Raw genomic sequence first — 19179 nt, 5'->3', positions numbered from 1 at the left:
GCGATCCTGACGCCCGCAGAATGGCATACCGCCCGGTCGGTACCTAGGGGTCTGCGCGGAACTTGTCATCACGGTCTCGCAACCACCCGTCCATCCGCCCGTCATGGCCGCTGCGGGTTCTGGGGACTCTGGGACGTCCGGGGCGTCCGAGGCATCTGGGACGTCTGGGGGCCGAGCAGCCGGGCCAGTTCGGTGCGGGAGCGGATGGAGAGGGCGGCGAAGACGTTGCGGAGGTGGTGGTCGACCGTGCGCGGGCTGAGCGAGAGCCGGAGCGCGACCTCGCGGTTGGTGGCCCCTTCGGCGACGCAGCGGGCGATGCGCTGCTGTTGCGGGGTGAGCACGGAGAGCACCCCGCCGCCCGTGTCCCGTACCGCCCCGGCGACCGGCTCCCCCGCCGCCCGTAACTCCCCGCCCGCCCGCTCGGCCCAGGCGCGGGCCGAACAGCGCTGGAAGGCGACGAGGGCGTCGCGCAGCGGGGTCCGGGCCTCGCGGGTGCGCCGACGGCGGCGCAGCCACTGCCCGTACAGGAGCAGGGTGCGGGCCCGTTCGAAGTCGCCGCCCGCCCGGTCGTGATGGGCGAGGGCTTCCGCGTACCGCGCGTCGGCCTCGTCGGCGGGGGCCAGCAGGGCGCGGCAGCGGGCGAGCTGGGCGGGGGCCTGGGGATCGGCGGTCCGGTCGGCCCAGGCAGCGAACTCATCGATGATGGAAGGCAGTTGACCACCCCGCCCACCGAGGACGACGGCCTCGACATAACAGGGCACGGCGAGCATCCGGACGGCGAAGTGCCCCTGCCGGGGCCCGGGGCGTACGAGCGGCCCGAGCCGGGCGGCGGCCTCCTCGGGCCGCCCGGCGGCCAGGTCGGCGCGGGCACGTGCCCAGGTGGCGAGGGTCGCGGGCTGGGCGAGCCCGTGCGGTACGGCACCGGCCAGCGCGGCGTCGCAGTGGGCGGCGCAGGCCTCGGCGGGCCCTTCGACGGAGGCGGCGAGGGCCAGGACGGCATGGAGCCGGACGGAGCTGTTGGGCTGCCCGGTCCGCCGTGCGGCGTGCAGCCCCTCCAGGGCATGGGCCCGGGCCGCCGCGTGCAGCCCGGCCCGCAGCTCCGCGTAGGCGAGGTACTCCAGAGCCTGCGGCAGCAACGCCTCAGGCCCCTTGGCCCGTACGGCCCCGAGCGCCCGCGCCCCGATGCGGCAGGCGGCGGCCACCTCCCCGAGAACGAGCGCGGCGGCTCCGGCCCGGAGGAGACCGGCGGGGCCGGATGTCCCGTCCGGGTCGATGGACCGGCGGAGGAGGGAATGGCCCTCGGCGGTCCCGTCCGGGTCGAGGCAGCGCCGGAGCAGCGCGTGGCCCTCGGCGGTCCGCCCGGCGAGCACGGCGCACATGCCCGCCCGGTAGGAGGCGAAGGCGTCGCCGTACGGGGCGGGGTCGACGCGCCCCATGGCCTCCAGGTACCCGACCGCGTCCCCCCGCACCCAGGCGGCATCGGCGGCCCCGAGCAGCGCGTGGAGGGCCCGGCCGGGATCGTGCGGCCCGAGCAGCGCGGCGGCGGCCAGGAGAGCTTCGTACCCGTCGACGGCGGGGCCCGAGCGCAGGGCGAGCAGCCCGTGGACGTAGGGGGCGAGCCCCGGCCCACCCGCCAGAGGCGCAGGGCCATGGCCGGACCCCGTTCCCGCCGGGGCGGCCGTGCGGGCCAGCAGGGCGCGGGCCCGGTCCGGGTCGCCTGCGTGGGCCGCCTGTTCGGCGGCTGCGGCGAACCGGGCCGAGCGCAGCGGTGGATCAGGGGTGAGCGCGGCGGCACGGGCCAGGGCGGAGGAGCGTTCGGCGTGGGAGTACGGGGTGGTGGCCGCCGCCTCCAGCCGGGCGGCGAGCGCGTGGTCCGGGCCCGGCGCGGCACAGGCCCGCTGGGCGAGGGCGGCGAGCGTTCCGGCCCGGCCGCCCGCCTCCCCCAGCAGCACGGCGAGCAGCTCGTGGGCGGCGCGGCGGCGGGCCGGGGGCGTGTGGTGCAGGACCGCGCGGGCGGCCAGGGGCGGGCTGAAGTGGACCCGGCTCCCCGCCCGTCGCAGCAGCCCCTCGGTCGCGGCGGGACCGAACAGCGCGTCGTCCAGGAAGTCCCGGGGCAGCCCGGCCCGGGTGCCTGCGCGCAGCAGGAGCAGCGCGTCCGCCCCCGCGCCGACGGGCTCGTGCTCCTGGGCCGCGGCGGCCAGCAGGAGCAGGGCCCGGGCAGGCGCGGGGAGCGTGTCCAGGCGGTACGCGTACGCCTCCAGCACCCCTTCGGCGCCGGGCAGCGGACAGGGCAGCGGGGCGCGGCCGGTGAGCTGGCCGGGTGTGAGGTGGCCGAGGAGCCCGGCGAGGAGGCGGGGGTTCCCCGCCGCCTCCCGCAGCAGCTCGGCGCGGACGACCGGGTCGAGCGGGCCCGTGGTGGCTCCCGCCCCGGCTCCGGCTCCCGCCAGCCGGTCCAGGAGCGCGGCCGACGCGTCCTCGTCCAGCGGGCCGAGACGGCGGGTGGGCAGCCCGGCGAAGGCGGGGCCGTCGTCGGCCGCGATGAGGATCCCCACCCCGCTGCCCGGGCCGAGGCGGCGGGCTGCGGCGGCGAGGGCGGTGCGGGAGGCCGGGTCCCAGACGTGCACGTCGTCGGCGCAGACCAGCACCGGCCGGCCGGTGCTCTCGCCCCTGAGCCGGACGAGCAGTTCCTCGGGGGTGAGGGGTTCGGAGGTGTGGGGCTCGGGCGCAGGGACCGGCCGGGGACGGTCGGCCGACGCGGCGTGGGTGGCGCGCGCGGCGTGGTCGGTCAGCCCGGCGTGGGCGACGCGGCCAGCACGGTCGGCCGGGGCAGCTGGGTTGACCGGGATAGCCCGGTTGACCGGCCCGGCGCAGTCGGCCGGCCCGGTGTCGTCGCCCAACCCGGCGCAGTCGGCCGGCCCGGCGCGGTCAGCCGAGGCAGTGGCAGTGGCAGCAGCAGCGCCGGTCCCGGCAGCGGACGCCGTCCCGTACAGCACCGGCCCCCGCGACCGATGCGCGGCCGCCGCCTCGCGCAGCAGCGCCGTACGGCCGAGGCCGGGCGGGGCCGCCAGGACGAGCGCACCACCGTCGCCCTGCCGCAGCCGGGTCAACAGACCCTGAATGATGGCCAGTTCGCCGCCGCGGCCGTACAGCCGGTGCGGACTGCGCACGGTCGTCGATGAGGTCACGTCGGCACCGTACGGTCGCCCGGGCGACCGTGGAAGGCGCGCGTCCGGTCACCCGCCCGAGCGGTGCGGACTCCCAGCCGGACGGCTCCGGCGCTGTGCGCGGGCACAGCGCCGGAGCCGGAGCCGGGGCCTCAGCCGGAGCCGCCGGAAGGGCCGTTCTACGACGTGTGCGGGCAGGTGCCCCGGTACTCCGCGATGGTGAGGCTCGGCCGCGGGACCGGGCAGAGGAACTGCTCGTAGCGGGTGTCACTGTCGATGAAGCGCTTCAGCCACGAGATGCTGTACTTCGCGATCGTCGTGTTGGACGTGTTGGGCGTGAAGTGCGATGCGCCCCGCAGTTCCAGATACGCCTTGTCCAGCGAGCCGGGCAGCGACTCGTAGAACGGTTTCGAGTGCGTGGCGACCGGGGCGACCGTGTCGCCGTCCGCTCCCACCACCAGCGTGGGCGTGCGCAGTTCGGGCCAGGTCTTGTCGGTGTTCCAGCCGGTCAGCGGGATCGCCGCCTTCAGCGACGTACGGCTCTTGGCGGCTTCGAGGGAGCCACCGCCACCCATCGAGTGGCCCATCACCCCGAGCCGGGTCGCGTCGACCCGGTTCCGTACGGAACTGCGCTGGGTCAAGTAGTCGAGCGCGGAAAGGAGTTGGCGGCCCCGGCTGTTCGGCTGGTCGAGCGTGGTGTTGGTGTCGATGGTGAAGACCACGAAGCCCTGGGACGCCAGACGCGGGCCGAGCCAGGCGATGGAGGACTGGTAGGCGGTGAAGCCGGGCGAGATGACGACCGCGCCGAAGGTGCCGTCGGCGGTGGAGGTCGGGTAGTAGATGGTGCCGCCGCCGAAGCCGCTCGCGACGAGCGAGGGGACGGAGGTCTGGGAGGTGGCGTACGGGCCGCGGCTCGCCTCGATGGAGGCGTTGGTGGGGGCCGGACCGCGCTCGTAGGGGTTGGCGGCGGCCACGGCGGCCTGGGCGCCGGGGGCCAGGCCGCTGAGCAGGAGGCCGGCCGTGGCCGCCGCGGCGGCCAGCAGACCCGTCAGCGTACGGGGGCGGCTCGGGGATGTACGGGAGGTACGGGGGCGGCTCGGGCGCGGGGCCTGTCGGCGTGCGGGGAGGAGGTGCTGGGGCACGGGGGATCCTCTCGGTGGGGGCGGGAACCACACCACGCGAGGCCCAGGGCCCGTCGTCCGGGGGCTGTCGGGGCGCGCCGCGTGGCTGCCGTCGTCGTTCGTCGGCGGTCGCCACTCTCACGGTGCGGCCCGTGGACGCGCATCGGCGGTATCACCGGTCTTCACGGACCGGTGATACCGCCGAAAGGGATCGAGGTCCTCAGCGGACCGGGTGCCCCGCCTCCCGCAGCGCGTCCTTGACCTCGGAGATCCGCAGGTCACCGAAGTGGAACACCGACGCGGCCAGCACCGCGTCCGCGCCCGCGTCGATCGCCGGGGCGAAGTCCGCGAGGCGGCCCGCACCGCCGGAGGCGATGACGGGGACGGTGACGTGCTTGCGTACCGCCTCGATCATCTCGGTGTCGTAGCCGTCCTTCGTGCCGTCCGCGTCCATCGAGTTGAGCAGGATCTCGCCCGCGCCCAGCTCGGCGGCCCGGTGGGCCCATTCGACGGCGTCGATGCCGGTGCCCTTGCGGCCGCCGTGGGTGGTGACCTCGAAGGTGCCCTCCGGGGTGCGGCGGGCGTCGACCGAGAGGACCAGGACCTGGCGGCCGAAGCGTTCGGCGATCTCGCGGATGAGGTCGGGGCGGGCGATGGCGGCGGTGTTGACGCCGACCTTGTCCGCCCCGGCGCGCAGCAGCTTGTCCACGTCGTCGGGGGTGCGGACGCCGCCGCCGACCGTGAGCGGGATGAAGACCTGCTCGGCGGTGCGGCGGACCACGTCGTACGTCGTCTCGCGGTCGCCGCTGGAGGCGGTGATGTCGAGGAAGGTCAGCTCGTCGGCGCCCTCGGCGTCGTACAGCTTGGCCATCTCGACGGGGTCGCCCGCGTCGCGCAGGTTCTGGAAGTTGACGCCCTTGACGACCCGGCCGTTGTCGACGTCCAGGCAGGGGATGACCCGTACGGCCAGGCTCACTTCGCGCCTCCTCGGTAGGCCTCGACCTCGACCTCGACGACCAGGCTCGGGTCGACGAATCCGGACACGATGATCATCGTGGCGGCGGGGCGTACGGCGTCGAACAGCTCCTTGTGGGCGCGGCCGACCTCGTCCACGTCCCGGGCGTGGGTGATGTACATCCGCGTACGGACGACGTCCTCGCGGCCCAGGCCCACCTGCTCCAGCGCCGCGAAGGCGACGTCGAAGGAGGTGATGGCCTGCTCGTACGGGGAGCCGGCGGCGATCTGGCCGTTCACCACGGAGGTGCAGCCGGACACCAGGACGAGGCCGCCCGGGAGTTCGACCGCGCGGGAGTAGCCGAACTTCTCCTCCCAGGGGGCACCGGTGGAGATCCGGCGCACAGCGGACGAGGCGTCCGTCATACGGCGACCGCCTTGAGCGCCTCTTCCAGCGTGAACGCCTTCGCGTACAGCGCCTTGCCGACGATCGCGCCCTCGACGCCTTCGGGGACGAGGAGGGAGATCGCGCGGAGGTCGTCCAGCGAGGAGACCCCGCCGGAGGCGACGACCGGGCGGTCGGTGACGGCGCAGACGTCCCGCAGGAGGCCGAGGTTCGGGCCCTGGAGGGTGCCGTCCTTGGCGATGTCCGTGACGACGTACCGCGCGCAGCCCTCGGCGTCCAGGCGGGCCAGCGTCTCGTAGAGGTCGCCGCCGTCGCGGGTCCAGCCGCGGCCGCGCAGGGTGGTGCCCCGGACGTCGAGGCCGACGGCGATCTTGTCGCCGTGCTCCGCGATGACCTTGGCGACCCACTCCGGGGACTCCAGGGCGGCGGTGCCGAGGTTGACGCGGCGGCAGCCGGTGGCGAGGGCGGCCTCCAGCGAGGCGTCGTCGCGGATGCCGCCGGACAGCTCGACCTTGATGTCCATGGCGCCGGTGACCTCGGCGATCACGTCCCGGTTGTCCCCGGTGCCGAAGGCGGCGTCCAGGTCGACGAGGTGCAGCCACTCGGCCCCGGCGGACTGCCAGGCGAGGGCGGCCTCCAGCGGGGAGCCGTAGGAGGTCTCGGAGCCGGACTCGCCGTGGACGAGGCGGACGGCCTGGCCGTCACGGACGTCGACGGCGGGGAGCAGTTCAAGCTTCGGCATTACAGCGTCTCGATCCAGTTGGTCAGCAGCTGGGCGCCGGCATCGCCGGACTTCTCGGGGTGGAACTGGGTGGCCCAGAGCGCGCCGTTCTCCACGGCGGCCACGAACCGTTCGCCGTGCGTGGCCCAAGTGACCTTGGGGGCACGGATCTTGGCGTTGGTGATCTCGAGGGACCAGTCGTGCGCCGCGTAGGAGTGCACGAAGTAGAAGCGGGCCTCGGGGTCCAGGCCCGCGAAGAGCCGGGAGTCCTCGGGGGCCTCCACCGTGTTCCACCCCATGTGCGGGACGACGTCTGCCTTCAGGGGGCCGACCGTACCCGGCCATTCGTCCAGGCCCTCGGTCTCCACGCCGTGCTCGATGCCCTTCTCGAAGAGGATCTGCATCCCGACGCAGATCCCCATCACGGGGCGTCCGCCGGAGAGCCTGCGGCCGATGATCCAGTCGCCGCGGGCCCGCTTGAGCCCCTCCATGCAGGCGGAGAACGCGCCGACGCCGGGGACGAGCAGCCCGTCGGCGTTCATCGCGCGCTCGTAGTCGCGGGTGATCTCGACGTCCGCGCCGACATGGGCGAGGGCCCGTTCGGCGGAGCGGACGTTGCCGAAGCCGTAGTCGAAGACGACGACCTTCTTGGTGTCAGTCATGGTCCGTCCCTCAGTCCCACAGGCCCTGGATCCGCAGGATGCCCGCCACCAGGCACATCACGGAGCCGATCGACAGCAGCACGATGACGCCCTTGGGCATCCCCTGCTTCGAGAAGGAGTAGACGCCACCGGCCAGGAAGAGGCCGACGACGATCAGGAGGGTGCTGAGGCCGGTCACAGGGCGCCCTTCGTGGAGGGCAGGATGCCGGCGGCGCGCGGGTCACGCTCGGAGGCGTACCGCAGGGCGCGGGCGAGCGCCTTGAACTGGCACTCCACGATGTGGTGGGCGTTGCGCCCGTACGGGACGTGGATGTGCAGGGCCACCTGGGCCTGGGCGACGAAGGACTCGAAGATGTGCCGGGTCATCGTCGTGTCGTAGGTCCCGATCATCGGGGCCATGTTCTCCGGCTCGGTGTGGATCAGGTACGGGCGGCCGGAGAGGTCGACGGTGACCTGGGCGAGCGACTCGTCCAGCGGGACGGTGCAGTTGCCGAAGCGGTAGATGCCGACCTTGTCGCCGAGGGCCTGCTTGAAGGCGGCGCCGAGCGCGAGGGCGGTGTCCTCGATGGTGTGGTGGGTGTCGATGTGCAGGTCGCCCTCGGTCTTGACCGTGAGGTCGAAGAGGCCGTGGCGGCCGAGCTGGTCGAGCATGTGGTCGTAGAAGCCGACCCCGGTGGCGACATCGACCTTTCCGCTGCCGTCGAGGTTGATCTCGACCAGTACGGACGTTTCCTTGGTGGTGCGTTCCACGCGGCCTACGCGGGGGCTCATGCGTCGTGCTCCTTCTTGAGTTCGCGTACCGCATCGAGGAACGCGTCGTTCTCGGCCGGGGTTCCTGCGGTGACCCGCAGCCATCCCGGTACGCCGTTGTCCCGGACCAGGACGCCCCGGTCGAGGATCCGCTGCCAGACGGCGTGGCTGTCGTCGAAGCGGCCGAACTGGACGAAGTTGGCGTCCGACTCGGTGACCTCGTAGCCGATGGCCCGCAGCTCGGCCACCAGCCGGTCGCGCTCGCCCTTGAGCTGCGCGACGTACCCCAGCAGCGTATCGGTGTGCTCCAGGGCGGCGAGCGCGGTGGCCTGGGTGATGGAGGAGAGGTGGTACGGCAGCCGCACCAGCTGGACCGCGTCGACCACGGCGGGGTCGGCGGCGAGGTAGCCCAGGCGCAGCCCGGCCGCGCCGAACGCCTTGGACATGGTCCGGGAGACGATCAGGTCGCGGCGGCCCTCGATCAGCGGGAGCAGCGAGGGGCGGTGGCTGAACTCTCCGTACGCCTCGTCGACGACGACGATCGAAGGACCGGCGGCCTGCGCGGCGTCGTAGAGGGCGAGGACGGTCTCGGCGTCGACGGCGGTGCCGGTGGGGTTGTTGGGCGAGGTGATGAAGACGACCTCGGGGCGGTGCTCGGCGATGGCGGCGCGGGCGGCCGCCACGTCGATGGTGAAGTCCTCGCCGCGCGGGCCGGAGATCCAGCCGGTGCCGGTGCCGCGCGAGATGAGGGCGTGCATCGAGTACGAGGGTTCGAAGCCGATCGCGGTGCGGCCGGGCCCGCCGAAGGTCTGGAGCAGCTGCTGGAGGACCTCGTTGGAGCCGTTGGCCGCCCAGACGTTGGCCGCCGTCACCTCGTGCCCGGCGGTGCGGGTGAGGTAGCGGGCCAGCTCGGTGCGGAGCTCGACCGCGTCCCGGTCGGGGTAGCGGTTGAGGTCGCGGGCGGCCTCGCGGACCCGCTCCGCGATGCGGTCGACCAGGGCCTCGGGGAGCGGGTACGGGTTCTCGTTGGTGTTGAGGCGTACGGGGACGTCGAGCTGGGGGGCTCCGTACGGGGACTGGCCCCGAAGCTCGTCCCGGATGGGGAGTTCGTCCCAGGGGTTGCGGGGGGCGGTGCTGTCGTACGTCACTGCTGCGGAACCTTCCAGCCGAACCGTGCCTTCATCGCGGCGCCGTGGGCGGGGAGGTCCTCCGCCTCGGCGAGGGTCACCACATGGTGGGTGACCTCGGCGAGCGCGTCGCGGCTGTAGTCGACGATGTGGATGCCGCGCAGGAAGGACTGCACGGAGAGGCCCGAGGAGTGGCAGGCGCAGCCGCCGGTGGGCAGGACGTGGTTGGAGCCCGCGCAGTAGTCGCCCAGCGAGACGGGGGCCCAGGGGCCGACGAAGATCGCTCCGGCGTTGCGGACCCGGTCGGCCACGGCGGCGGCGTCGGCGGTCTGGATCTCCAGGTGCTCGGCACCGTACGCGTCGACGACCTTGAGGCCGTCCTCCACCGAGGAGACCAGGACGATCGCGGACTGGCGGCCGGCCAGCGCGGGCTCGATGCGGTCCTTGACGTGCTTGGTGGCGGCGACCTGGGGGACCAGCTCGGCCTCGGTGGCGGCGGCCAGCTCCTCGGAGTCGGTGACCAGGACGGCGGCGGCCATCGGGTCGTGCTCGGCCTGGCTGATCAGGTCGGCGGCGACGTGCACCGGGTCGGCGGTGGCGTCGGCGAGGATCGCGATCTCGGTGGGCCCGGCCTCGGCGTCGATGCCGATGCGGCCCTTGAGGAGGCGCTTGGCGGCGGCGACGTAGATGTTGCCGGGGCCGGTGACCAGGTTGACCGGGGAGCAGTCCTCGGTGCCGTACGCGAACATCGCGACGGCCTGGGCGCCGCCCGCCGCGTACACCTCGTCCACGCCGAGCAGGGCGCAGGCGGCGAGGATCGTGGGGTGCGGGAGGCCGTCGAAGTCCTTCTGCGGCGGGGAGGCCACGGCGACGCCCTCGACACCCGCCTCCTGGGCCGGGACGACGTTCATCACGACGGAGGAGGGGTAGACCGAGCGGCCGCCGGGAACGTAGAGCCCGACGCGCTCGACGGGGACCCACTTCTCGGTGACGGTGCCGCCGGGGACGACCTGGGTGGTGTGCGTGGTGCGGCGCTGCTCGCGGTGGACGAGGCGGGCGCGGCGGATCGACTCCTCCAGGGCCGCGCGGACGGCCGGGTCCAGCTCCTCCAGGGCCTTCGTCAGCGCCTCGGCGGGCACCCGGACCGACGAGATCCGGACACCGTCGAACTTCTCCCCCCACTCGATCACTGCCGCGGAGCCACGATGGCGTACGTCCTCGCAGATGGGCCGCACCGTCTCCAGGGCGGCTTCCACGTCGAACTCGGCACGGGGCAGCAGGTCGCGCAGGGCAGCACCCTCGGGGAGGGCGTCGCCGCGCAGATCGATTCGAGAGATCACACCGCAATTCTCGCAGACCGCTCCGGGCGCCCGGTCGCCCGTATCACTGGCTGATACATGGGTCGCCCGTATCGCCGGCTGATACGTGTCTCGGCCAACTCCGGCCGCACCTGTTGTCACTGCTGACCGATAGCTTTCACGCCGTCACGCAGAGGGAAAGACACGACTACAGCATGTGTGCACGGAGGGAGCGGCCGTGACCGAGCCGCACGAAGGCGACATCCCGGACGGCCTCAGCGCAGCGGAGCTGGGCATGTGGCAGTCCTTCCGCAACGGGACCACCTATGACTTACGCACCTACGACCCCACCCGCAACGATCCGTTCGCCCGGCACACCTGGGGGCCCGAGCGGAGTGTCGGCGCGCGCACGGTGGCGCGGCTGCTGCTGAGCGGGCCACCGGCGCGGCCTGGCCGGGTGGCGGCGCTCAAGCTCCGGGGGGTGCGGATCACCGGGAAGCTGGACCTGGCGGGCGGGCGGGTCTCGCCGTACGTGGAGCTGACGGGGTGCCGGTTCGAGCAGGAGGTGGTGCTGCCGGAGTGCCACTTCACGACGTTGCGCTTGGTGGGGTGTCTGCTGCCCCGGCTGGAGGCGGCCCGGCTGCACACGGAGGGCGATCTGCATCTGCCGCGCTGCCGGATCGACCGGGGCATCCGGCTCACCGACGCCCAGATCGGCACGGATCTGCTGATCAACCAGTTGAGCGTGGGGCCCGACCGGCACGGCAGGGCGTTCGTCGGGGACGGCATGTCGGTGGCCCAGGACCTCCAGGCCGAGATGATCGAGACACACGGGGAGCTGAGCCTGCGCGGGGCGAAGGTGGGCGGTTCGCTGAGCCTGCGCGGCAGCCATCTGCGGGCGGCGGAGGAGCGGCGGGCGCTGAACGCGCCGCAGCTGACGGTGGAGCGCACGCTCTACATGACCGAGGCGTGGGTGAGCGTCGAGACGGGGAACCAGGGCACGACCCCCCCGTACGGCGTGGTCTACGCCCCGACCCCGGCGCGCGGGACCCGGTCGCAGATCTTCGAGTGCAAGGGCGGGGTGCGGCTGGACGACGGGCGGTTCGGGGACGCGGTGGACCTGCACAAGGCCCGGTTCGCGATGACCCGGCAGGAGGAGTTGTCGCTGCGCCGGATCGTCACACCGGAGCTGCGGTTCAACGCGGAACGCCCGGAGGAGGGGCGGGTCGTGCTGAACGGGGCGAAGGTGGTGACCCTGATCGACCTGTCCACCAGCTGGCCGGGGCCCGGCGGTCTGGCGATGGGCGGTTTCGTCTACGAGAACCTCGTCCCGTACGGCCACTTCCCGCTCTCGCGGCGGCTGGAGTGGGTGTCGGCGGCGACCCCGGAGTACGTCCCCGAGCCGTACGAGCGCCTCGCGACGGTGCTGCGCAGCAGCGGCGAGGACGCGGACGCGCGGGAGGTGCTGCTGGCCAAGCAGCGTCGGCGCCGGGAGACGCTGCCGCCGGCCGCGAAGGCGTGGGGGTTCCTCCAGGACTGGACGGTGGCGTACGGGTACCGGCCTGGGCGGGCGCTGGTGTGGATGGCGGTGCTGTGGGCGGCGGGGACGGCGGCGTTCTCGCGGTACGACCCGGCGCCGATCAAGGACGACGAGTCACCGCTGTGGAACCCGGCGCTCTATGCGCTGGACCTCCTGATCCCGGTGATCAACCTCGGCCAGGACGGCTACTGGCGGATGGAGGGCGGCTGGCAGTGGGCGGCGGCCGGTCTGGTGCTGGTGGGGTGGATATTGGCCACGACGGTGGCCGCGGGGGCCTCGCGGCTGCTGCGCAGGGGGTGACGGGAGAGGCCGGTCGGACGGCTCGGGACAGCCGGGACCGGGGCGTCGGAGGGATTCGGGAGCGGCCTCGCCCACGGGTCGGCGGTGACCTCCGGGTCACATTCAAGCCACCCCCACCCCTTTCCTTTACTCTTTCTTGACCCGCCCCGGTACAACCCATCCACTCGGCACAGAAGCTTCACAGCGCACCCCTGGCGCGGCCCTCACCAGCGCTTTTCAATGGTCTGCACCATGGCCTTCCTTCGCGCTCTCATCAGCACCGCGCGCATGCTCCGGCACAGCCCTCCGCTGTCGGCCGGACTGCCCGCGGACGACGCCGTGCTGCTCGACGCCCCCGACGAGCGGCTCTCCCCGGCGCTGGTGGCGGCCGCCCTCGGCGACCACGAACCGGCCGCCGGACTCCTCGCCACCACGCGGGACGCCGCCGACTGGGAGAACCGCGACCGCTATCTCGGCCGGCTCACCACCTTCGCCCGCCACCGGGACGGCTGGCTCACCGACTGGCTGGCCGCCGCCCCGCGCGACCCCGACGCCCTGCTGGTCAAGGCGGAGCTGGCGGTCCGCCGCGCCTGGGAGTCGCCCGCCCGCGCCGAGCGGCTCCACGAGGTGGGCCCGCTGATCACCGCCGCCGCCGAGGCGGACCCGCGCGACCCGGTGCCCTGGCGGCTCGCCCTGGACCACGCCCGGGGCAGCCACGCCACGCACACCGCCTTCGAGTCGCTGTGGGAGCAGGCGGTACGGCGCTCCGCGCACCACTACGGCTGCCATGTGGCGGCGCTCCGCTATCTCTCCGCCGCCTGGTACGGCTCGCACCGCGAGTGCTTCGACTTCGCCGAGCGGGCCGCGGAGGATGCCCTGCCGGACTCCCTGGTGCAGGCCCTTCCGGTGCGGGCGGCCTTCGCCCTGCTCCTGGACACCCAGGCGCTCGGCCGCACCACCTCCGTACTGGAGGAGCGGATCGACGCGGCGGCGGACACGGCCATCCGGCTGTCGGCCGCCTACCGGCCCGGCGACCCCTGGCCCGCCGAGGTCCGCAACCTCCTCGCCTACGTGCTCCTCGCCCGGGGCCGCTGGGCCGAGGCGCTGGACCAGTTCACGCTGATCGGGCAGCACGCGACGTCGTTCCCGTGGTCCTCGGTCTCCGACGACGCCCTGGGCCGGTTCCTCGACGCGCGGGACGGCGCACGGCTCCAGGTGGCCTCCGCGACCCCCTTGCGCGACCGGGCCGACCGCGGACGGCCGCGCGGCCATTACGCTTGAGCGTTGTGACCACCGCCCGTCTTCCCCTTTTCCCGCTCAACGTGGTGCTGTTCCCCGGCCTCGTCCTGCCGCTCAACGTCTTCGAGGAGCGGTATCGCGCCATGATGCGGGAGCTGCTGAAGAGCGACGAGGACGAACCTCGCCGCTTCGTCGTGGTCGCGATCCGCGACGGCCGCGAGACCGCCGTGACGGGCACCGGCATGCCGGACCCCGTCGCCTCCCCGCCCCCCGCCGAGCGCGCCCCCGCCGACGGCTTCGGCCCCGATCCGATCCAGACCTTCCACCGGGTGGGCTGCGTGGCCGACGCGGCGACCATCCGGGAGCGCGCGGACGGCAGCTTCGAGATCCTGGCCACCGGCACGACCCGGGTGCGGCTGCTCTCGGTCGACACGAGCGGCCCGTATCTGACCGCCGAGGTCGAGGAGGTCACCGAGGAGCCGCCCGCCGAGGACGAGGCGGACGAGGCCGGTGCGCTCGCGGAGGGCGTCCTGCGGGCGTTCCGCGCGTACCAGAAGCGGCTGGCCGGGGCGAGCGAACGCTCGCTCTCCACCGGCTCCGATCTGCCCGACGACCCCTCCGTGGTCTCCTACCTGGTCGCGGCGGCCACCGTCCTGGACACCCCCACGAAGCAGCGCCTCCTCCAGGCCCCGGACACCGCGACCCGGCTCCGCGAGGAGCTGACGCTGCTGCGCCGGGAGACCGCGGTCATCCGCCACCTCCCGTCGCTGCCCGCACCGGACCTGACCCGCGCCCCGACCCACCCCAACTGAACAAGGACTCCTCCCGGTGGCGAAGAAGCCGAAGAAACAGTCGGGCGGCACCCCCGCCACGGTCGCCCTGACCGCGGCGGGCACCGCCTTCACGGTCCACACCTACGACCACGACCCGTCCTCCCCCTCCTACGGCGAGGAGGCCGCCGAGGCCCTGGGCGTCTCCCCCGACCGGGTCTTCAAGACCCTGGTCGCCGACGTCGACGGCGAACTGACGGTCGCGGTCGTCCCCGTGGCCGGCTCCCTGGACCTCAAGGCCCTGGCCACCACGGTGGGCGGCAAACGCGCCACGATGGCGGACCCGGCGGCGGCGGAACGCACCACGGGCTACGTCCGCGGCGGCATCTCCCCCCTGGGCCAGCGCAAACGCCTCCGCACGGTCCTGGACGCCTCCGCCCGCGCCCACGCCACGATCTGCGTCTCGGCGGGGCGCCGGGGGCTGGAGGTGGAGCTGTCGGCGGAGGACCTGGCGGGGCTGACGGGGGCGGTGTTCGCGGAGATCGGGCGGGCCTGAAAGACCTCCTCAAGGGCGTCTTTCAGCCCGCCCGGCGCTTGAGGAGCGGGGCCCGGGGCAGCGCCCCGAAAATCCAGCCCGCCCGGCGTTTGAGGGCACAGCGGGTCCGGGGCGGCGCCCCGGTTTCGGGAAGGGGCGGGTAGGGGAGCAGCCCGCCGCAGGCGCCCCACCCGCACCGCTACGACGCCCCCGCACCCCCCGGCGGCGCCCCCGGCACAGGCCCAGCCCCGGGCCCGGCAGCCGGCTTCGGACCCCCGGGGTCCTCCCCCGGCCCCCCGTAGTACGACGACCACCCCACCCCCGCCCACTCCGGCTCCGGCTCCCGCGGCCCGAACGCCGCCGTCAGCAGCAGATGCAGGCCCAGCGCCACGAACGGCCACACCAGCACCGCCACCACCACCGCGTGCAGCTCCAGCGGCGCGTCGAACACGACCCCCTCGCCGACCTCCCGGGCCCGGGCCACCACGTCGGAGGACGGGCCCAGCCAGACCCCCACCCGCCAGGCCAGCAGCGACCCGAGCACCCCGCCCAGCGCGAGACCCGCCACCACGAGGACACCCCCGCGCCGCAGCCGCCAGAAGACGGCCGCCGCCGAGAGCGCACCGAACCCGGCCGCCAGCAGCACAAACGTTCCGTCGGCCCCGATGGCCTCCTCGCCCTCACTGTTCTCCAGGAAGACGGCGCTGCCGTCGGAGACCAGCGGGACCCGGGGCGCGAGCCAGAGCCACAGCAGGCCGAGCGCGATCCCGGCGAGCGCCACCAGAGCGACGACGACGGCGGCCTGACGCAGCTCCGTCGCCGTGTCCGGGTCGTCGGGCGAACCGGAGGCGGGCGCGGTCGCGAGATGGGAGCCCGAGGGCGGGGCCTGCCACGGATCGTGGGGGTTCGGCTGGTGAGGCGGCGTCAGAGGTGCGGTCACCGTGCCATCGTGCCAGGCCACCCTGTGCGGCGCCTCACCGGATGCCGCAGGCGCGTGCACGGCGGGCCACCGACGTACACCGCTCCCTCGGAGCACACACCCACGCGCGCCCCTCACGTAGCGCCCTACCGAACCGCCGCCCGCCGGTACGCCCACGTGGCCACCGCCAGCGACAGCACCCCCACCGCAGCGCAGATCGCGAGGAAGAAGCCGATCAGCCCCCAGTCCGGAGCCGTGTCGAAGGAGCGGGCCAGCGCCTCGACACCGTACGTGGAGGGCAGCAGGTCACGCGCCCAGCCCACCGGCCCCGGCAGCCGGTCGGCCGGCAGCACCCCGAGGAGCAGGGCGGCGGACATCCCCAGCTGCCCCAGCAGGGTCGCCAGCTCGGGGCGCGGGGCCAGCAGCCCGAGGGCCGCGCCCAGACCGGCCAGCGCGGCGCCGGAGAGCGGGATGACGGCGACCAGGACCCACAGATGGGTCATCGGCAGCTGGAACAGCACACTGCCGGTGATCGCCGTGAAGACCGTGCCGGGCACGGTGAACGAGGCGTACGCGGCGGCCGCCCCCAGCACCACCGCGGCCGGCGGCACCGGCAGGGTGGCGTAGTGGTCGAGCCCGCCGCCCGCCCGGAGCTGGCCGAAGTACTGCGCGAGCAGGTTGAGCGCGACGAACGCCACCACCAGCACGCTGGAGCCGGCGACCACCGCCCGTGCCTCGGCCCCGCCGTCCACGACCCCCCGCATCAGGACCATGATCCCGACGGACTGGAAGGTCGCCACGAAGAGCAGCGGGATCCGGGCGACCCGCGCCCGGGAGAGCTGGGCCCGGTAGACGGCGGCCAGCGAGGGCAGCAGCCGGGCCCGGGGGGCGAGGGGCGCGGGCACGGTCCGCGCGGCGGAGCCGGGGCCGGAGGGGCGGGGCTGCGGGCGGACGCGCGACGGTGCGGTCCGGGCCGGAACGATGCTGGTCACCTGTGGCCGCTCCCCTTACACCCGTCCAGTACATGCACCGCGCCCACCACGTCCCGTGCGTACGACACCTCCTGGACGTCCCGCACGTACGGGACGTCCGGTACGTCGTCCCGCACATCGAGTACGTACGGCGCCCGCGCGGCGTTCAGCACCCGCGCCCCGCGTCCATGGATCCTCACGCCTTCACCAGCCCCTTGGTCGCATTGGCCGCGTCTCCCCCGAGCGCCAGGTACACATCTTCCAGGCTGGGTGTGGCCAGGGTGAAATCGTCGAGCGCGGCGAAGGCCGCGCCGCCCGTCACCGCGGCGACCGCGGCCCGGGCCTCGTCGGGGCCGAGCCGGAGCACCCAGCGCCGCCCGGACTCCTGGGCCAGCGGGCGCAGCGCGGCGACCTCCGGAACCTCCAGCGGGGCTCGCTCGCGCCACATCAGCTCGACGCGGACCTCGCCCGCCACCTTCTCCTTGAGCCCGGAGGGGGTGTCGCAGGCGATGACCCGGCCGCGCTCCAGGACGGCGACCCGGTCGAGGACGGTCTCGGCCTCGATGACGTTGTGGGTGACCAGCAGGACGGTGGCGCCGCGCTCGGCCCGGCGGCGGTCGACGGCGGCCCAGACGGCCCGCCGGGCCACCGGGTCCATCCCGGTCGTGGGCTCGTCCAGGACCAGCACGGGCCGGTCCCCGACGAGCGTGGCGGCGAAGCAGGCGAGCCGGCGCTGACCGCCGGAGAGCTTCTTGAGCGGCCGCCCGGCCAGCTCGGTGAGGCCGAGTTCCTCCAGTACGGCGTCGCGTTCGGCACGCGCCTCGCGGACCTGGAGTCCGCGCAGCCGTCCGGTGGTCTCGGCGGCCAGGGAAACCGTCAGCTCGTCCAGGGCGGTGGACTCCTGCCCCAGGTAGCCGATCAGCCGGGAGGCCCGCTCGGGGTGGCGTACGAGGTCGTGGCCGAGGACCTCGACGGAGCCGGAGTCGGGGCGCATCAGCCCGGTGAGCTGGCGGACCAGGGTGGACTTGCCGGCGCCGTTGGGGCCGAGCAGTCCGAAGATCTCGCCGCGCTCGACGTCGAGGCTGATCCCGTCGGTGGCCCGCACCTCGGGGGTGGCGGGGGTGCCGCGGCGGCCCCGGGCGGCGGGATAGGTCTTGACGAGGTCACGCACCGCGCACACGGTGCCGGTGTCGCTCTGCGCCTGCGCTGTGCCCGTACTCACGAGGTACGAGGGTACGGGGTCACATGCCCCGGTTCGCGTCCGGGGCCCCACGCGTCGCGCGGCCCGCGCACCCGCCTGCCCGCGACCTCCGTACGAGCCTGCTCACGGCCCCACACACGGGCGTCCGTACGGAGAGACGGCCCGGCTACTCCCCCGCCGGTACGTGCTCCGCCGCCGCGCGCACGTCGATCTCGCGCCAGAACCCCGCCCGGATCGCATAGCGGTCGTGCTCGTCGATCTGGTCGTCCTTGTGGGCGAGGAGCCCGAAGCGGGCCGCGTACCGCAGGAGTTCGCCGTCGATGCGGTGCGGGATGCGCGGGTACATGGTGGACAGCTTCTGGAGGTGGACGGTCTCCGGGAGGCGCTCCATCCAGCGCCGGGCGAAGACCTGGCCCACCTCGAAGGGGTCGCCGCCGACCGTGGTGATGTCCTCCTCCCGGTCCGCCCACCGCTGCTCGGCGCTGGTGAGCTGGGCGAGGGTGGGCAGGGACGCGGTCTCGGCGGGCTCACCGAGGGGGCCGCCGCGCTCGACCCACCCCTTGTCGGAGGACCAGCGCAGGGTGGCGTTGGCGGGCTGGGCCGGCCGGTCGGGGTGGGCGTTGTGGGCGCGGAGCGCGGCCAGGTCCTTGGGGGTGGGGACGGCCTTGTGGCCGGGGGCGGGCGGGGCCGGGGCGGGGCCGGACTCGGCGGGCTCGGCCGATCCGGTGCGGGCGGCGGCCTGGGCGGCCTCGGAGGCCCGCTCGGCGGAGGCGGCGAGGGCGGCCTCGGGCAGCGGCGCGGAGAGGATGGCGGCGATCTCGGGGCGCGGGGCGGGCGGCGGGGCGCAGCTGGGGCCGGTGTCCTTGGCGCGGACGGCCTTGGTGATCCAGGCCCGGTCGAGGACCCGCCGCTCGTCGGCCTCGGCCACCAGGTCCTCGGACTGGTTGTAGTCGCCGTCGGCGGCCTGGACGGCCCAGAGGTGGACGGCGACGCCGTGCTCCTTGGCGGACATGAGGCCGGGCAGCAGATCGCCGTCCCCGGTCACCAGGACCACGTCGGAGCAGGCCCGGTTCCTGGCCAGCTCGGTCAGCTCGGCGTGCATGGCGGCGTCCACGCCCTTCTGCGCCCAGCGTCCGTCGCTGCGGGTCAGGGCTCCCAGCCGTACGGTCACCCGGGGCATCACCCGGAGTCTGCGGTGCTCCGGCTGGGGCACCCGGTCGGGGGCGCCGTCGAACCAGTAGATCCGCAGCAGCGGCTGCTGGGTGTCGGCCTCGGCGCGCTCGCGCAGCCCGAGGATGAGGGCCGCGTGGTCGACGGTGATGCGGGACCGCGCGGGCTCCCCGGCCAGCAGACTCGCGGCTGCGCCCAGCAAGTAGCCGGCGTCCACCAGGACGACGCAACGGTCCACGCGTTCCACCCTCTTCCAGGAGTTCGGGAACGGTTCAGCGGCACCCGCCCCTCGATGACCGGGTCCGCTTACCCAGGGTTTCCTTCGAGTCTGCCCGACCGCGCAAGGGTTAAC

At 74.2% G+C, this 19179-nt stretch carries 18 protein-coding genes; 4 read left to right on the top strand and 14 right to left on the bottom strand.

Features of this window, described 5'->3' with window-relative positions; translation table 11 throughout:
• Positions 1-101: 101 nt before the first annotated feature.
• The 10 genes from DJ476_RS26835 to hisD form a co-directional block, all read right to left on the bottom strand.
• A complete protein-coding gene (locus tag DJ476_RS26835; RefSeq protein WP_112491745.1) occupies positions 102-3185 on the bottom strand; it encodes a helix-turn-helix transcriptional regulator in 3084 nt (1027 codons plus the stop codon).
• Between the two features lie 158 nt (positions 3186-3343).
• Complete coding sequence (bdeA, locus tag DJ476_RS26830; protein ID WP_112491744.1) at positions 3344-4306, bottom strand: bis(hydroxyethyl) terephthalate hydrolase; 963 nt, start codon at positions 4304-4306, stop codon at positions 3344-3346.
• Positions 4307-4505: 199 nt separating this feature from the next.
• The gene (hisF, locus tag DJ476_RS26825) at positions 4506-5261 is read right to left on the bottom strand and encodes an imidazole glycerol phosphate synthase subunit HisF (protein WP_103421277.1); all 756 of its coding nucleotides are present in this window, start codon (positions 5259-5261) and stop codon (positions 4506-4508) included.
• A complete protein-coding gene (locus DJ476_RS26820; protein WP_103421276.1) occupies positions 5258-5665 on the bottom strand; it encodes a RidA family protein in 408 nt (135 codons plus the stop codon). The genes hisF and DJ476_RS26820 overlap by 4 nt, the downstream gene beginning before the upstream one ends.
• Positions 5662-6387: a bifunctional 1-(5-phosphoribosyl)-5-((5-phosphoribosylamino)methylideneamino)imidazole-4-carboxamide isomerase/phosphoribosylanthranilate isomerase PriA gene (gene priA / locus DJ476_RS26815; RefSeq protein ID WP_019761380.1), complete on the bottom strand. Its 726-nt coding sequence runs from the start codon at positions 6385-6387 to the stop codon at positions 5662-5664. Before priA ends, DJ476_RS26820 begins: the two co-directional genes overlap by 4 nt.
• Positions 6387-7028, bottom strand: a complete 642-nt coding sequence (gene hisH, locus DJ476_RS26810) for an imidazole glycerol phosphate synthase subunit HisH (protein WP_103421275.1) — start codon at positions 7026-7028, stop codon at positions 6387-6389. Before hisH ends, priA begins: the two co-directional genes overlap by 1 nt.
• 10 nt (positions 7029-7038) lie before the next feature.
• On the bottom strand, positions 7039-7206 hold the full coding sequence (locus DJ476_RS35010) for a hypothetical protein (protein WP_018486598.1): 168 nt from the start codon (positions 7204-7206) through the stop codon (positions 7039-7041).
• Positions 7203-7799 carry an imidazoleglycerol-phosphate dehydratase HisB gene (gene hisB / locus DJ476_RS26805; RefSeq protein ID WP_053561611.1) on the bottom strand — a complete coding sequence of 199 codons (597 nt, stop codon included), beginning with the start codon at positions 7797-7799 and terminating at the stop codon, positions 7203-7205. Before hisB ends, DJ476_RS35010 begins: the two co-directional genes overlap by 4 nt.
• Complete coding sequence (locus tag DJ476_RS26800) at positions 7796-8926, bottom strand: histidinol-phosphate transaminase (RefSeq protein ID WP_112491743.1); 1131 nt, start codon at positions 8924-8926, stop codon at positions 7796-7798. Before DJ476_RS26800 ends, hisB begins: the two co-directional genes overlap by 4 nt.
• Positions 8923-10245, bottom strand: a complete 1323-nt coding sequence (gene hisD, locus DJ476_RS26795) for a histidinol dehydrogenase (RefSeq protein ID WP_103421273.1) — start codon at positions 10243-10245, stop codon at positions 8923-8925. Before hisD ends, DJ476_RS26800 begins: the two co-directional genes overlap by 4 nt.
• Before the next feature lie 196 nt (positions 10246-10441).
• Here hisD and DJ476_RS26790 point away from each other — a divergent pair, with 196 nt between their 5' ends.
• The 4 genes from DJ476_RS26790 to ybaK all read left to right on the top strand — a co-directional run bounded on the left by DJ476_RS26790 (position 10442) and on the right by ybaK (position 14587).
• Positions 10442-12043 (top strand): oxidoreductase, encoded by a 1602-nt coding sequence (locus DJ476_RS26790; protein ID WP_103421272.1) that lies wholly within the window; start codon positions 10442-10444, stop codon positions 12041-12043.
• Between the two features lie 219 nt (positions 12044-12262).
• Complete coding sequence (locus tag DJ476_RS26785; protein ID WP_103421271.1) at positions 12263-13303, top strand: hypothetical protein; 1041 nt, start codon at positions 12263-12265, stop codon at positions 13301-13303.
• A 5-nt stretch (positions 13304-13308) separates the two neighbouring features.
• Complete coding sequence (locus tag DJ476_RS26780) at positions 13309-14073, top strand: LON peptidase substrate-binding domain-containing protein (protein WP_070203179.1); 765 nt, start codon at positions 13309-13311, stop codon at positions 14071-14073.
• Between the two features lie 16 nt (positions 14074-14089).
• Positions 14090-14587 (top strand): Cys-tRNA(Pro) deacylase, encoded by a 498-nt coding sequence (gene ybaK / locus DJ476_RS26775; RefSeq protein ID WP_112491742.1) that lies wholly within the window; start codon positions 14090-14092, stop codon positions 14585-14587.
• A gap of 178 nt (positions 14588-14765) precedes the next feature.
• On the opposite strand, the gene DJ476_RS26770 is transcribed toward ybaK, so the two are convergent.
• The 4 genes from DJ476_RS26770 to DJ476_RS26755 all read right to left on the bottom strand — a co-directional run bounded on the left by DJ476_RS26770 (position 14766) and on the right by DJ476_RS26755 (position 19074).
• Positions 14766-15527, bottom strand: a complete 762-nt coding sequence (locus DJ476_RS26770) for an ABC transporter permease (protein WP_103421269.1) — start codon at positions 15525-15527, stop codon at positions 14766-14768.
• Between the two features lie 104 nt (positions 15528-15631).
• Entirely contained in the window at positions 15632-16477 is an 846-nt protein-coding gene (locus DJ476_RS26765) for an ABC transporter permease (protein WP_103421268.1), read from the bottom strand.
• 175 nt (positions 16478-16652) lie between these two features.
• Positions 16653-17636 (bottom strand): ABC transporter ATP-binding protein, encoded by a 984-nt coding sequence (locus DJ476_RS26760; protein ID WP_018486609.1) that lies wholly within the window; start codon positions 17634-17636, stop codon positions 16653-16655.
• Positions 17637-17823: 187 nt separating this feature from the next.
• Positions 17824-19074, bottom strand: a complete 1251-nt coding sequence (locus DJ476_RS26755) for an NYN domain-containing protein (protein WP_181006675.1) — start codon at positions 19072-19074, stop codon at positions 17824-17826.
• Between the last annotated feature and the right edge of the window lie 105 nt (positions 19075-19179).

The organism is Streptomyces bacillaris (genome assembly GCF_003268675.1).
In the GTDB taxonomy this organism is placed as follows: domain Bacteria; phylum Actinomycetota; class Actinomycetes; order Streptomycetales; family Streptomycetaceae; genus Streptomyces; species Streptomyces bacillaris.
Note: the sequence above shows the minus strand (reverse complement) of the source record. Positions and strands in the feature narration are given on the sequence as shown.